The organism is Acidovorax sp. GW821-FHT10E03 (genome assembly GCF_059415205.1).
Genome location: NZ_JBWKMU010000003.1, coordinates 58,007 through 71,617, shown reverse-complemented (window position 1 = coordinate 71,617; position 13,611 = coordinate 58,007). Strand labels below are relative to the sequence as shown.

The following is a 13,611-nucleotide window of genomic DNA, read 5'->3' as shown; positions in this document are numbered from 1 at the left end:
GCCATGGAGCGGATAGCCGTTAGCCGAGAATTTCTTTTATGAGCACATTGCAACTGAGTCTGGCCATCATCGGCGGCCTGGTGCTGGCCCTCATCGTGGCCTACAACACCTGGACCTCGCGCCGCAACGCGCCCAAGCGCGCCTTGCCGCCAGAGCCGGAACGCGAGCGCGCGGCCGAGCCCGCGCTGCGCCAGGAGCCAGGTTTCGAGGCGGGCGCGGCCGCCGACCTGCCCCCCGGGGACTTCCACGGCCTGGACCGCGGGCCCGAGCCTTCCGAGCACACGGTGGATGCCAGCGAGGCCCTGCAGATGCCCGTGCCGCCGTTCTCGCTGGAGCGCCGCCCCGGGCTGGACCCGCTCATCGACGTGATCGCACCGCTGCAGCCGGAGGTGTCCGTGTCCGGCGATGCCGCGCTGGCGGCGCTGCCTCCCACGCGCCGGGCCGGCAGCAAGCCGTTTGCGATCGAAGGCCTGAACGAAGCCACCCAGCAGTGGGAGACGCCGGCGCCCGGCCAGCGCTACCAGAGCTTCCAGGCGGGCGTGCAGCTTGCCAACCGCATGGGCGCGCTCAACGAGATCGAGTTCTCGGAATTCGTCGTCAAGGCCCAGGCGTTTGCGGACGCCATCAATGCCGCCCCCGATTTTCCCGACATGCTGCAGGAAGTGGCCCGCGCCCGCGAGCTGGACCAGTTCGCCAGCGACCACGACGCGCAACTGGCCTTCATGCTGCGCGCGCGCCAGGCCGCCTGGAGCCCCGGCTACGTGCAGCAGAACGCCGCGCGCGTGGGCTTCGTGCCGGGCGCCATGCCCGGGCGCCTGGTGCTGCCGGCCGGCGCGCAAGGCCTGCCGCCATTGCTCACGCTCGGCTACGACACGCAGGCGGCACTGGCCGAAGACCCGGACCAGTCCGCCATCCGCGACATCACCCTGAGCCTGGACGTGGCGCAGGTCCACCGAACCGAACAACCCTTTGCGCGCCTGCGCGAGGCCGCCGCCGCGCTGTGCGAGTCCATGGACGGCGTGCTCTGTGACCAGAACGGCCAGCCGCTGCCTGCCATGGCCATGGACCCGATCGCCTCGGACCTGGAGCTGCTGTACGACCAGCTCGACGGGCGCGACCTGTCGGCGGGGTCGGTGCTGGCGCGCCGGCTGTTCAGCTAGGCCGCCGCATGAGCGCAACGCTGGTCCGGCTGGCGCACGAGGCCGATCACGGCGCCGTCAGGGCGCTGTACCGCGAACTGCGGCCCCAGGACCCTGTGCTGGGCGACGATGCATCGCTGGACAGCTTTCGCGCCGTGTTGCGGTCCCCCAGCGCGCGGCTGGTGGTGGCGCTGCGGCATGGCGAGGTCGGTGCGACCTGCATGCTGGCGCTCGTGCCCAATTTCGCCAGCGCCGGGATGCCCATCGGCGTCGTCGAGCATGTCATCACGGGCGGGCGCTTCCGGCGCCAGGGGCTGGCCCGGGCAGCGCTGGAGTTCGCCCTGGACGCGGCCTGGGCCCTGAACTGCTGCAAGGTTTTCCTGCTGTCGGGCGCGCAGCGCGCGCAGGCCCACCGGCTCTATGAATCCGTGGGCTTCGCGGGCGGCAGGGAACTGGGGTTTGTCAAAAGGAATCCCAGCTTGGGCCACCATGACTGAACAATCAGAACTTTTTTCGGCCGCAGCGCAGACCAGCCAAGCGCAGGCAGCTATCAAAATCAAAGCGCTGCGCGAGCAGCTCCACCGCTGGGCGCACCAGTACTACGTGCTGGACGAGCCCACCGTGCCCGATGCCGAGTACGACCGCGTGTTCCGGGAGCTGCAGGCCCTGGAGACGGCGCACCTCGACCTCATCACGTCCGACTCGCCCACGCAGCGCGTGATCGGGGCGGTGATGGAAGGCCTCACGCCCGTGCGCCACGCGGTGCCCATGCTCAGCATCCACACCGAAACCGACACCGAGGCCACCGGCGCGCAGGCGTTCGATGCGCGCGTGCGGCGCGAGCTGGGCCTGGCGGAATCGGACCCCGCCATCGAATACGTGGCCGAGCCCAAGTTCGATGGCCTGGCCATGAGCCTGCGCTATGAAAACGGCCGCCTCGCGCAGGCCGCCACGCGGGGCGACGGCGAGGTGGGCGAGGACGTGACGCACAACATCCGGACCATTCGCCAGATACCCCTGACCTTGCCCGAGGGCGTGCCCCCGCTGCTCGAAGTGCGTGGCGAGGTCTACATGCGCCGCGCTGATTTCGATGCGCTCAACGAGCGGCAGCGGGAGCAGGGCGGCAAGACCTTCGTGAACCCGCGCAACGCCGCAGCCGGCGCGGTGCGCCAGCTGGACTCGAACATCACCGCCCAGCGCCCCTTGAGCTTTTTTGCGTATGGCCTGGGCGCCGTCACGCCGCCCGGCGAGGGAGGGCCGGTGTTCCGCACGCACTACGAGATGCTGCAGACCCTGAAGTCATGGGGTTTTCCGGTGGCGGCGCAGGTGCAGATTGCGGCGGGTGCTGCGGAATTGGTAGCATTTCACCAGCAGGTGGGCGGCAGCCGCGATGCGCTGCCCTACGACATCGATGGCGTGGTCTACAAGGTCAACTCGCTGCAGCTGCAGCGCGACCTGGGCTTCAAGACGCGCGAGCCGCGCTGGGCCGTGGCGCACAAGTACCCGGCGCAGGAGATGGCCACCAAGATCGAAGGCATCGACGTGCAGGTGGGCCGCACCGGCAAGATCACGCCCGTCGCGCGCCTCGCGCCCGTGTTCGTGGGAGGCGTCACCGTCACCAACGCCACGCTGCACAACCTGTTCGAGATCCGCAAGAAGGGCGTTCGGGTGGGCGACACCGTCATCGTGCGCCGCGCGGGCGATGTGATTCCCGAAGTCGTGGGCGTGATGCCGGGCAACCGGACCGGCTATGTGCCCAACTTCAAGATGCCCGAGGCCTGCCCCGTCTGCGGCAGCGCCGTGGTGCGCGAAAAGGGCGAGGCCAACCACCGCTGCACGGGCGGCCTGTTCTGTGCCGCGCAGCGCAAGGAGGCCATCCTGCACTTCGCCGCGCGCCGCGCCATGGACATCGAGGGGCTGGGCGACAAGCTGGTGGACCAGCTGGTGGACACCAATGTGATCCGCACGCTGCCCGACCTGTACCGCCTGGGCCTCACCTCCCTCATCGCGCTGGAGCGCATGGCCGAGAAGTCGGCCCAGAACGTGTTGGCCGCGCTCGAAAAATCCAAGCAGACCACCTTGCCGCGTTTTCTGTTCGGCCTGGGCCTGCGCCACGTGGGCGAGGCCACGGCCAAGGACCTGGCGCGGCACTTTGGCACGCTGGACGCCATCATGGACGCCAGCGTGGAGCAGCTGCTGGAGGTGAACGATGTGGGCCCGGTGGTGGCGCAGAGCCTGCACACGTTCTTCCAGCAGCCGCACAACCGCGAGGTGGTTGAGCAGCTGCGCGCCTGCGGCGTGACCTGGCCCGAGGGCCCGGTGGCCGAACGCGCCCCGCAGATCCTTGCCGGCAAGACCGTGGTGCTGACCGGCACCCTGCCGACCTTGAGCCGCGACGCGGCCAAGGACATGCTGGAAGCCGCTGGCGCCAAAGTGGCCGGTTCGGTCAGCAAGAAGACCAGCTATGTGGTGGCGGGCGATGAAGCCGGCAGCAAGCTGGCCAAGGCCCAGGAGCTGGGCGTGCCCGTGCTGGACGAAGCGGGCATGCTGGCGCTGCTGTCGGGCCCGCGCGCCTGAGGCGCTCTCCCCTTACTCCGAGTTCTTGATGCGCACATTGCTGCTTTCCTTCCAGGCCCGCGCCGCGGCCCTGTTCCGCTGGCTGGCCGGCCTGTTTGCCTGGATGCCCCGCCCGCTGCGCCGCGCGCTGCTGTGGGGCGCCCTCGCGCTGCCTGCCGCGGTGCTGGCGTACACCCTGGTCCTGATCCCGTTCACGCCCTCCATCAGCGACATCCGCAAGGCCAAGAGCGAGCTGCCCGCGCAGCTCATGTCGGTGGACGGAAAGCTGCTGGCCGAGTACCGCTGGGCCAATCGCGAATGGGTGGAGCTCGACAAGATTTCTCCGCATGTGGTGAACGCGCTCATCGCCACCGAGGACCACCGCTTCTACGACCACTTCGGCCTGGACTGGAGGCGCACGGTATCGTCGGTGGTGCACACGCTGCGCGGCGCCCCGCAGGGCGGCTCCACCATCACGCAGCAGCTGGCGCGCAACCTGTTTCCGGAGGAGATCGGCCGCTCGCGCGTGTTTCCCCAGGCCCTCACGCGCAAGCTCAAGGAGGCCATCACGGCGGTCAAGATCGAGTTGTCGTATTCCAAGGACGAGATCCTGGAAACCTACCTCAATACCGTGCCCTTCCTGTACAACGCGTTCGGCATCGAGATGGCCGCGCGCACGTACTTCGACAAGTCGGCCGACAAGCTCAATGTGCTGGAGAGCGCCACGCTGATCGGCATGCTCAAGGGCACGGCCTACTACAACCCCGTGCTCAACCCCGAGCGTGCGCAGGCCCGGCGCAACACCGTGCTGTCGCAGATGGTCAAGCGCGGCAAGCTGGAGCAGGCACAGTTCGACACGCTGCAAAAGCGCCCGCTGCGCGTCAACTTCGAGCGCCAGACCGAGGTCATGGGTCCCGCGCCGCACTTTGCGATCCAGCTGCGCAAGCAGCTCATCGACTGGGCCGACAGCAAGGGCTACAGCCTGTATTCGGATGGCCTGGTGATCCGCACCACCATCGACTCGCGCCTGCAGGCCTATGCCAATCAGGCCGTGGCGCGCCAGGGCCGCCAGCTGCAGGGCGTGGCCGATGCCGCCTGGAGCAAGCGCGATGGCTGGGGGCCCCAGAACGAACTGGTGCAGACCCTGGTGCGCGAAAGCAGCGAATACCGCGCCGCGCTGGACAAGGGGGAAGAGCCCGCCGAGGCGCTCAAGGCGCTCCTGGCCGACGACGCCTTCCTGCAGAAGCTGCGCTTCGAGAAAACGCGCGTGCAGGCGGGGTTTCTCGCGCAGGATCCCGTCACGGGCCATGTGCTGGCCTGGGTGGGCAGCCGCGACTTCGCCCAGGACCCCTTCGACCACGTGCAGGCGGCCCGGCGCCAGCCCGGCTCCACGTTCAAGCCCTTCGTGTACGGCGCGGCCTTTGCCAAGGGGGCATCGCCCGGCGACACGCTGATGGATGCCGCGGTGGAGATACCGCTGGGCGGTGGCCGCGTGTGGCGCCCCACCGACGGGCGTCCGCCGAGCGACGAGCCCATGACGCTGGCGGATGGACTGGCGCTCTCCAAGAACACCATCACCGCCCAGGTGATGCAGCAGGTCGGCCCCGCCCGCGTGGCGGAAGTGGCGCGGGCGCTGGGGGTGCGGCAGTCGCCACTCGAGGAAGTGCCATCGCTGGCGCTGGGCACGAGCCCGGTCACGCTCAAGGAAATGATCTCGGCCTACAGCAGCATCGTGAACCTGGGGCGCTATGTGGAGCCGGTGCTCATCACCAGCATCGAGGACCGCCACGGCAAGGTGCTCGAGACCTTCGCGAAGCCGGTGCCCGAGGCGGTCTTCGAAGGCCGCGCGGCCCAGACGCTGCGCAACACCATGCGCGGCGCGGTGGACAGGGGCACCGCCACCGCGATCCGCTCACGCTATGGCATCCAGGCCGATGTGGCGGGCAAGACCGGCACGACCCAGGACAACACGGATGGCTGGTTCATCCTCATGCATGCCCGCGTGGTGGCGGGGGCCTGGGCGGGCTTCAACGATGGCCGCATCACGCTGCGCAGCGACTACTGGGGGCAGGGCGCCCGCAGCGCGCTGCCCATGGTGGGCGAGTTCATGCAGCAGGCGATCCGGGCCAAGGTGATCGACGGCCAGGAGCGGTTCTTCGATGAGTTCGACACCACCCCACCGCCCCCGCCGGCGGATAGCTCGCTCGGCGTCATGCGCGACTGGATACGCGGGCTGTTTGGCAGCGACACGGCACCGCCAGCACCGGTGCCCTCCGCGCCAGCAGCGTGGCCCCTGGGTCCTGCTGCGCCCCGGCCGCCTGGAGGCCAGGGCCTGCCTCCCGTCACGACCGATCCGGGCTATCCCCCGGCACCCGCCGAAGAGCGCGTGGGCGGCTGAGCACGGCTGCGGGCGGCTCGCGGTCCCGGCCGGGCCGGTCACTTTTTGCTGGCGCCAGCCCATGACCGCCGCTAGGATGCGCGGCGATGAAATTGTTACGTGTGCCGTCCCCGGGGGGGCATTTTCCGCAAATGTGCTTTGCCTGGGGCCGGGCGCTCCCGCCGGGACCGCCGTGACCCATTTCATTCATCCCTTCACCGCGGTGTGCCTGCAACCGGTCCTGTCGCCCTTGGCAGGGACCGAAGCTCGCCGCGTCCCGCCCATCGTGCATCCACGACCCACAGAAAATGACTCCAAGACGCTTTCGTTTCTCGCTGCCGAGCTATGCCCTTGCTTGCGGTTTTGCACTGACCCCCTGCCTCGGCGGGGCCGCAGATATCCGGTTGACGCCTCCACCTGGCGGCGCCCTCGTGGTGACCGATTCGGCAACCCAGACCGTGCGTTTTCGCGTGGACGATGCGGGCAGGATCCGGATGCCCGGACTGGCTGGCGCGCCCGCACAAGGCAGCCTGCTCTGTTTTGAAAGCGCAAGCGGCGCGGTGGGAGGCTGCACGGCGGGCGTCGCCACGGGGCCGATGGGGCCCGCAGGGCCTGCCGGAGCGGCAGGCGCCCCGGGAACCCCGGGAGCCCCGGGAGCCCCGGGAGCGGCGGGCCCTGCAGGCGCGGCCGGTCCTGCGGGTGCCACCGGCCCCGTGGGCCCAGCGGGCGCCACGGGGCTGCAAGGGCCTGCAGGTGCGCAGGGGCCCGCGGGGCCCCAAGGGCCCGCAGGCTCCGTCGCGGCGTATGGTGATGGCTCCGCGGGGGCCTATACGGTGTCGATCGCCTCGACCATCGACCTGTCCACGACAGCAGGGTTCAACAGCCTTGGCGGACGGCACCACATGCAGTTTTCCACGATCGACATCGCGGGAGCGCTGACGCTTCCCAGCGGGACCGTGCTGCGCGCGACCGGCGACGTGACCATTTCCGGCTCCATCACCGTCCTTGAAGGGTCGCAAGGGGCCAGCAATGTCACGCCACACCCCGGTATTGCGCTGTCGTCACCCGGGACACCCCAAGGCGGTACCGGACTGCCAGCACTCTCTGCCGCGCGGCTCTTGAAACCGCCAGCCGCCGCGGGTGGGGCGGGTAGCCGGCCGAACGCGCAGGACACGGGTGGAGGCGGGGGCGGATCACTTGTGATCCTTGCCGGGGGCAATGTGACCGTCACCGCATCGGGCGTGATCAAGGCCAATGGCGGCAACGGGCAGAACGCCATGACCCCGGGCGCGGACGCCGCCGGGGCCGGTGGCGGGGCTGGGGGCGTGATCGTCATCGCGGCCGGCGGCGACATCACGGTGGCGGGCGCACTGTTGGCCAATGGCGGGCATGGCGGAAATGGCTTCAACGGCAACCTTGGCAACGCGGTGGGCGCGGGCGCGGGAGGTGGTGGTGGGGGCGGCATCATCCACCTGGTGGCGTCCTCCACGCCCGTGGTCACGGGATCGCTGCTGGTCAATGGCGGCGCGATGGGTCTGGACGATTTCTCGGGGGAATCATCCCTTGCTGGAGGGGGCGGCGGGGCCAGCGGCGGAAACGGCGGCAACGCGGGCGTGGTGAATGCGTCGGTGGTTCAGCCGGCGCAGGCGGGCTTCAGCGGCCGCTCCATCCTCACCACCGTTCCTGCACCCTGGAACCTGTTTCTCCACTGAGGCAGGGCCGGCACGTCCGGCGGACCGGGGGCACGTACCCCCCGGGCTGGGCCGTCCAGGGGCCGGGCGCTATTCGATATCGATGCAGTGCAGCCCGAAGCTGCCCGCCTTGCGGTCGGCAAAAAACGCTTCCAGCGTTTCCTTGACGGTACGGAAGGCGATCTCGTCCCAGGGCACCTCGTCTTCGGTGAAGAGCCGCGCCTCAATGGTTTCATACCCGGGGTTGAACTGGTCGCTGAGCAGGTGGGCCCTGTAGAACAGGTGCACCTGCCCCACACGGCGCACATTGAGCAGGCTGAACAGCGGGCCCATCTCGATCTGTGCGCCGGCTTCCTCGTCCGTCTCGCGCGCAGCGCCCTGGGCCGTGGTTTCGTCCAGTTCCATGAAGCCCGCCGGCAGCGTCCACTTGCCCCAGCGCGGTTCGATGTTGCGTTTGCACAGCAGCACGCGTCCATCGGGCAGGGTCGGCACGGTGCCCACCACGTTGAGCGGGTTCTCGTAGTGCACCGTGCTGCAGGTGGGGCACACCGCGCGCTGCTTGGTGTCGCCGTCGTCCGGCAGGCGGTAGACCACGGCGGTGCCACAGGCGCGGCAGTGTTTGATGGGGCTGCGGAAGGTCATCGGGGGTTTTGATTCAAATAGGCTGCTGGCGCTTGTTCCATCAGCGCTGGCAGCTATGAAAAAGATAGCTTTTGGCTGCGCGCCGGGGCCTGTGCGCCAGGTGGCCCAGGCCGCGGGGCGTCACACCACGCTCAGCCGCAGCGTGCCCAGGCCGTCCACGCCGCCCTCGAGCACGTCGCCGCGCACCACGGCGCCCACGCCTTCGGGCGTGCCGGTGTAGATCAGATCGCCGGGCTGCAGCTCCCATGCGGCCGACAGGTGCTCGATGGTCTCGGCGATGTTCCAGATGAGCTGGGCCAAGGTGCTGCGCTGGCGGTCCGCGCCGTTGACCTGCAGCCAGATGCCGGCCTTCTCCACGTCACCGGCCTGCGCGGCGGGCGTGATGGGGCCGATGGGCGCGCTCGCGTCGAAGCCCTTGCCGATGCACCAGGGGCGGCCCTGTTTCTTCATGTCGTTCTGCAGGTCGCGGCGCGTCATGTCCAGGCCCACGGCGTAGCCGTAGATGTGGGTGAGCGCATCGGCGGCCTGGATGTTCTTCCCGCCCTTGCCAATGGCCACGACCAGTTCGATCTCATGGTGCAGGTTGGCCGTGAGGCTGGGGTAGGGCAACTGGCCCGTCTCGCCCGCATTCACCACCACGATGGCATCGGCCGGCTTCATGAAGAAAAACGGCGGCTCGCGGCCGGTGAAGCCCATTTCCTTGGCGTGTTCTTCGTAGTTGCGGCCCACGCAGTAGATGCGGTGCACGGGGAACCGGTCGGCGCTGCCGGCCACGGGTACGCTGGCCACCGGTGCGGGAGAAAACACGTAGCTCATGTCTGCCTTTCTTCTTGTCTCTGGGTGCGATGGAACGGGTGCGGGCCTGGCGTGCGGGCGGGTTGCCCTGCGGGCCGGGCCGAAGTCTGGCAGTGTGCCATGGGTGCGGGCGTCTTGCTGTGGGACGCTACACTCGCGCCCATGGCAAAGAGCTTCGATTTCCACAACACGCCAGGCCACCTGGTGCGCCGTGCCCACCAGCGTACCGTGGCGCTTTTCATGGAGGAGACAGCGGGGTTTGACGTGACGCCCGTGCAGTTCGCCATCCTGCATGAACTGCTGGCCCGGCCCGGGGAAGACCAGGTCACCTTGGCATCCCGCGTGGCGTTCGACGCGGCCACCTCGGGGTCGGTGATCGGGCGCCTGGAAAAGCGCGGCTGGATCCGCCGCGAACCCGACACCCGCGACCGCCGCCGCAAGCTGCTGTGGATCACGCCGGAAGGCGAAGTGGCGGCCCTGCAGATGCGCGATGCCGCCCAGCGCGTGCAGGAGCGTCTGATGGCGCCCCTCAACGCGCAGGAGCGCGGCGACCTGATGGTGCTGCTCACCAAGGTCGTCTACAACCACCAGGACCCGGCCGGCGCCTCGGGCGCATGACGCCGGCCCCGCCGGGCCGTGGCAGGGCTTGCGGGACGCACCGTACAACCGCCGCTCTCCACGGCACGCACGCCCACCTATCCATCGAAGCAATCCCCATCCCCATCCCCATGCAGCTGTACAACTACTTCCGCTCCTCGGCCTCGTTTCGCGTGCGCATCGCGCTGCAGATCAAGGGCCTGGCCTACGACTACATTCCCGTGCACCTCGTGAAGGGCGAGCACCAGCAGCCTGCCTACGCGGCCCTCGCCGCCGATGCCCTGGTGCCCACGCTGGTGACCGATGGCGGGGAGGCATTGTCGCAATCGATGGCCATCATCGAATACCTGGACGAGACCCATCCCACACCCGCCCTGATGCCCGCCACGGCCCTGGACCGGGCGCGCGTGCGGGCGCTGGCGCAGATGGTGGCGTGCGAGATCCACCCGATCAACAACCTGCGCGTGCTCAAGTACCTGGTGCGGGAGCTGAAGGTGGATGAAGCCGCCAAGAACGCGTGGTACCACCACTGGCTGCGCAACGGGCTCGAGGCCTTCGAGCGGCAGCTGGTGCTGCTCTCGCAGGAGCGCGCGGCCCAGGGGCTGGCGCCCTCGGTGCTGTGCTGGGGCGGCACCCCCACGCTGGCCGACTGCTGCCTGGTGCCGCAGATCTTCAACGCCCAGCGTTTCAAGGTCGACCTGGGCGGCCTGCCGCTCACGATGGGCGCGTTCGACGCCTGCATGGCGCTGCCCGCATTCCAGAAGGCCCAGCCTTCCGCCTGTCCGGACAACGAAGCTTGACCCTTCGCACGCACTCCCTGCAGGCCACCGACTGGCTGGTGCCGGACTGGCCCTTGCCGCCTGGCGTGCATGCGCTGTGCACCACCCGCACGGGTGGCGTGAGCCTGCCCCCGTATGACAGCCTGAACCTGGGCACGCATGTGGGGGACGACCCCGCCGCTGTCCGCGCTAACCGCCTTCGGCTTCAGTCCGCCCTCGAAGGAGTGACAGCGGGCACGCGGCCCGTGTTTCTGAGCCAGGTGCATGGCGATGGCGTGGTGCAGCTCGACGGCGGCACGCCCGACGGCATCGAGGCCGACGCCTGCGTGGCGGCGGTTCCCGCGGTCGCCTGCACCATCATGGTGGCCGACTGCCTGCCGGTGCTGTTCGCCCACCGCTCAGGCCGGGCCGTGGCGGCGGCCCATGCGGGATGGCGCGGGCTCGCGGGGGTGGACGGGCAGGGGGTGCTGGAATCGGTTTTCAAGCGTTTTGTCGCGCTGGTCCAGGCGGATCAAGCGCACGGTGCTATAAAAATTGAAGCAATCCTGCCCTTGCAAGGGGTGGCGCAGGACACGCTGGCCTGGCTGGGGCCCTGCATCGGCCCGCAGGCGTTCGAGGTGGGTCCCGAGGTGCGGGCGGCTTTTTGCGACACCGCCCCAGCCTTGCAGGATTGCTTCGCGCCCAGCGGCCACGCCAGCGGCAAGTACCTGTGCGATCTGGCGGGCCTCGCGCGGCGGCGGTTGCAGGCGCTCGGAATCACCCATGTCCACGGCAATGACGGAACACCGCCATGGTGCACCGTCACGAACGCATCAAGGTTCTTTTCCCACCGGCGCGACAGCGCCGCCCTGGGCGGCAGCGGGCGCTTCGCTGCCTGCATCTGGCGCGGCTGAGGAATCGGGGCCGCCAGCCTCGCGGGCCCCCGCGGCCTGCTCGGCATCGTGGGCGGCCTGCTCCGCGGCTTCACGCGCCTTGATCGCGCGCTTGCGCGAAGGCGTGCCCAGGATGTACACCAGAATGCCCATGGGCAGCAGCCCATACAGCGCGAACGTGATCACGGCGCCCAGCAGCGTCCCGGTGGGGCTGGTGGCTTCGGCCACCGCCATCATGAGGGTGACGTAGGTCCAGGCGATGACGATGAGGTACATTGGTTTATGTTCGCTGCAAGCGTTGAATCCGTTGCCATGCTGAAGTGGGTCGGCAACAATGAACCCGAGACACAAAAAACAAGAAGCCCTGCCGCTGCGAGCGACCAATCACTGAGGAAAGAGCATGAATTCTGAATCACCATGGGCCGAGAGCGCCCAGCAGTTCCAGCAGATTTTCGGGCAAAGCTGGTCACAGGCACTGCAGTCGTTCCAGAAGCTGGACCTTGGTACGCAGGTACCCGCCCCCCCCCAGCTGAAGTTTTCACCCAGCAAGCTGCAGGCGCTGCAGCAGCAGTACCTGAAGGAAGCGCAGGAACTGTGGGCGCAGGGCCTGCAGGGCGCGCCCGAGGTCAAGGACCGCCGCTTCGCCGGCGAGGGCTGGGCCAGTAACCCCGTCGCGGCCTTCTCGGCCGCCGCCTACCTGCTCAATGCGCGCACCCTGATGGGCCTGGTCGAGGCGGTGGAGTCCGACGAAAAAACCAAGGCCCGCATCCGTTTCGGCGTGGACCAATGGATGGCCGCCATGGCGCCGAGCAACTTCCTGGCCTTCAACGCCGAGGCACAGAAGAAGGCCATCGAAACCAAGGGCGAGAGCATTGCCAAGGGCATGCAGAACCTGCTGCACGACATCACACAGGGCCATGTGTCGATGACCGACGAAAGCCTGTTCGAGGTGGGCCGCAACGTGGCCACCACCGAGGGCGCCGTGGTGTATGAGAACGAGCTGTTCCAGCTGCTCGAATACAAGCCGCTCACCGCCAAGGTCTATGAGCGCCCCTTCCTGCTGGTGCCGCCGTGCATCAACAAGTTCTACATCCTCGACCTGCAGCCGGAGAACTCGCTGATCCGCTACGCCGTCGAACAAGGCCATCGCACCTTTGTCGTGAGCTGGCGCAACCCAGGCGATGCCCTGGCCCACAAGACCTGGGACGACTATGTGGAAGACGGCGCGATGGCGGCCATCGACGTGGTACGGAACATCACCGGCGCCGAACAGATCAACGCGCTGGGCTTCTGCGTGGGCGGCACCATCCTGAGCAATGCGCTGGCCGTGCTGGCGGCGCGGGGCGACGAGCCCGTGGCCAGCGCCACGTTCCTCACCACCCTGATCGACTTCACGGACACCGGCATTCTGGATGTGTTCATCGACGAGGCGTTCGTGAAGTTCCGCGAGATGCAGATGGGGCAGGGCGGGCTGATGAAGGGGCAGGACCTGGCATCGACCTTCAGCTTCCTGCGTCCCAACGACCTGGTGTGGAACTACGTGGTGGGCAACTACCTCAAGGGCGAGACGCCGCCGCCGTTCGATCTCCTGTACTGGAACAGCGACAGCACCAACCTGCCCGGGCCGTTCTACGCGTGGTACCTGCGCAATTTCTATCTGGAGAACAACCTGGTCAAGCCCGGCAGGCTCACCGTGTGCGGCGAGAAGATGGACCTTGGAAACCTCACGCTGCCGGTGTACATCTACGGCTCGCGCGAAGACCACATCGTGCCCATCAACGCCGCCTATGCATCCACCCAGGTGCTGCCTGGCAAGAAGCGCTTCGTGATGGGGGCCTCGGGCCACATCGCCGGCGTCATCAACCCCCCCGCCAAAGGCAAGCGCAGCCACTGGATCCGCGCGGACGGCAAGCTGCCCGCCACGCTGGACTCGTGGCTGGAGGGCGCGACCGAACACCCCGGCAGCTGGTGGACCGATTGGTCCGGATGGCTCAAGGGCCATGCCGGCAAGCAGATCGCGGCCCCCAAGGCCTACGGCAAGGGCACGAAATTCAGGGCCACCGAGCCGGCACCGGGCAGCTACGTCAAGCAGAAGGCGTGACATGCGCAAGCCCCTGGGTCGCCTCTGGCGTGCATTGCCGATCAGGGACGGCGGCGCCGCCC

General features: G+C 68.5%; 12 protein-coding genes. 9 read left to right on the top strand and 3 right to left on the bottom strand.

From position 1 onward, the window contains the following. The first annotated feature begins 38 nt into the window (after positions 1-38). The 5 genes from AC07OD_RS06140 to AC07OD_RS06120 all read left to right on the top strand — a co-directional run bounded on the left by AC07OD_RS06140 (position 39) and on the right by AC07OD_RS06120 (position 7,784). Positions 39-1,160, top strand: a complete 1,122-nt coding sequence (locus AC07OD_RS06140; protein WP_494595666.1) for a cell division protein FtsZ — start codon at positions 39-41, stop codon at positions 1,158-1,160. Positions 1,161-1,168: 8 nt separating this feature from the next. Then, positions 1,169-1,636, top strand: coding sequence for a GNAT family N-acetyltransferase (locus AC07OD_RS06135; protein WP_218294947.1), 468 nt, complete (start codon positions 1,169-1,171; stop codon positions 1,634-1,636). After that, the gene (gene ligA, locus AC07OD_RS06130) at positions 1,629-3,716 is read left to right on the top strand and encodes an NAD-dependent DNA ligase LigA (RefSeq protein WP_494595664.1); all 2,088 of its coding nucleotides are present in this window, start codon (positions 1,629-1,631) and stop codon (positions 3,714-3,716) included. The genes AC07OD_RS06135 and ligA overlap by 8 nt, the downstream gene beginning before the upstream one ends. A gap of 28 nt (positions 3,717-3,744) precedes the next feature. After that, positions 3,745-6,093 carry a penicillin-binding protein 1A gene (locus tag AC07OD_RS06125; protein WP_494595662.1) on the top strand — a complete coding sequence of 783 codons (2,349 nt, stop codon included), beginning with the start codon at positions 3,745-3,747 and terminating at the stop codon, positions 6,091-6,093. 881 nt (positions 6,094-6,974) lie between these two features. Further along, a complete protein-coding gene (locus AC07OD_RS06120; protein ID WP_494595660.1) occupies positions 6,975-7,784 on the top strand; it encodes a hypothetical protein in 810 nt (269 codons plus the stop codon). Between the two features lie 69 nt (positions 7,785-7,853). Here the strand turns inward: AC07OD_RS06120 and AC07OD_RS06115 are convergent, their stop codons facing one another. After that, a complete protein-coding gene (locus tag AC07OD_RS06115; RefSeq protein ID WP_218294951.1) occupies positions 7,854-8,405 on the bottom strand; it encodes an NUDIX hydrolase in 552 nt (183 codons plus the stop codon). Positions 8,406-8,525: 120 nt separating this feature from the next. Continuing rightward, complete coding sequence (locus AC07OD_RS06110) at positions 8,526-9,221, bottom strand: fumarylacetoacetate hydrolase family protein (protein ID WP_494595658.1); 696 nt, start codon at positions 9,219-9,221, stop codon at positions 8,526-8,528. 141 nt (positions 9,222-9,362) lie between these two features. Between AC07OD_RS06110 and AC07OD_RS06105 the strand changes: the two genes are divergently transcribed. The 3 genes from AC07OD_RS06105 (at position 9,363) to AC07OD_RS06095 (ending at position 11,469) form a co-directional block, all read left to right on the top strand. Then, positions 9,363-9,818 carry a MarR family winged helix-turn-helix transcriptional regulator gene (locus AC07OD_RS06105; protein ID WP_218294953.1) on the top strand — a complete coding sequence of 152 codons (456 nt, stop codon included), beginning with the start codon at positions 9,363-9,365 and terminating at the stop codon, positions 9,816-9,818. A 110-nt stretch (positions 9,819-9,928) separates the two neighbouring features. Beyond that, a complete protein-coding gene (gene maiA, locus AC07OD_RS06100) occupies positions 9,929-10,597 on the top strand; it encodes a maleylacetoacetate isomerase (RefSeq protein WP_494595656.1) in 669 nt (222 codons plus the stop codon). After that, the gene (locus AC07OD_RS06095; RefSeq protein WP_494595654.1) at positions 10,594-11,469 is read left to right on the top strand and encodes a purine nucleoside phosphorylase YfiH/LACC1 family protein; all 876 of its coding nucleotides are present in this window, start codon (positions 10,594-10,596) and stop codon (positions 11,467-11,469) included. Before maiA ends, AC07OD_RS06095 begins: the two co-directional genes overlap by 4 nt. On the opposite strand, the gene AC07OD_RS06090 is transcribed toward AC07OD_RS06095, so the two are convergent. Then, entirely contained in the window at positions 11,389-11,724 is a 336-nt protein-coding gene (locus AC07OD_RS06090) for a hypothetical protein (RefSeq protein ID WP_492805102.1), read from the bottom strand. The two genes, AC07OD_RS06095 and AC07OD_RS06090, sit on opposite strands and share 81 nt — an antisense overlap. A gap of 124 nt (positions 11,725-11,848) precedes the next feature. Between AC07OD_RS06090 and AC07OD_RS06085 the strand changes: the two genes are divergently transcribed. Next, positions 11,849-13,549: a PHA/PHB synthase family protein gene (locus AC07OD_RS06085; protein ID WP_494595652.1), complete on the top strand. Its 1,701-nt coding sequence runs from the start codon at positions 11,849-11,851 to the stop codon at positions 13,547-13,549. The last annotated feature ends 62 nt before the right edge of the window (positions 13,550-13,611 follow it).

Excerpts from the sequence above, each read along its gene's own strand:
- AC07OD_RS06140 (WP_494595666.1), top strand. The coding sequence starts at position 39 with ATGAGCACATTGCAACTGAGTCTGGCCATCATCGGCGGCCTGGTGCTG.
- AC07OD_RS06115 (WP_218294951.1), bottom strand. The coding sequence starts at position 8,405 with ATGACCTTCCGCAGCCCCATCAAACACTGCCGCGCCTGTGGCACCGCC.
- AC07OD_RS06135 (WP_218294947.1), top strand. The coding sequence starts at position 1,169 with ATGAGCGCAACGCTGGTCCGGCTGGCGCACGAGGCCGATCACGGCGCC.
- maiA (WP_494595656.1), top strand. The coding sequence starts at position 9,929 with ATGCAGCTGTACAACTACTTCCGCTCCTCGGCCTCGTTTCGCGTGCGC.
- AC07OD_RS06110 (WP_494595658.1), bottom strand. The coding sequence starts at position 9,221 with ATGAGCTACGTGTTTTCTCCCGCACCGGTGGCCAGCGTACCCGTGGCC.
- AC07OD_RS06090 (WP_492805102.1), bottom strand. The coding sequence starts at position 11,724 with ATGTACCTCATCGTCATCGCCTGGACCTACGTCACCCTCATGATGGCG.
- AC07OD_RS06085 (WP_494595652.1), top strand. The coding sequence starts at position 11,849 with ATGAATTCTGAATCACCATGGGCCGAGAGCGCCCAGCAGTTCCAGCAG.
- AC07OD_RS06105 (WP_218294953.1), top strand. The coding sequence starts at position 9,363 with ATGGCAAAGAGCTTCGATTTCCACAACACGCCAGGCCACCTGGTGCGC.
- AC07OD_RS06120 (WP_494595660.1), top strand. The coding sequence starts at position 6,975 with ATGCAGTTTTCCACGATCGACATCGCGGGAGCGCTGACGCTTCCCAGC.
- ligA (WP_494595664.1), top strand. The coding sequence starts at position 1,629 with ATGACTGAACAATCAGAACTTTTTTCGGCCGCAGCGCAGACCAGCCAA.
- AC07OD_RS06125 (WP_494595662.1), top strand. The coding sequence starts at position 3,745 with ATGCGCACATTGCTGCTTTCCTTCCAGGCCCGCGCCGCGGCCCTGTTC.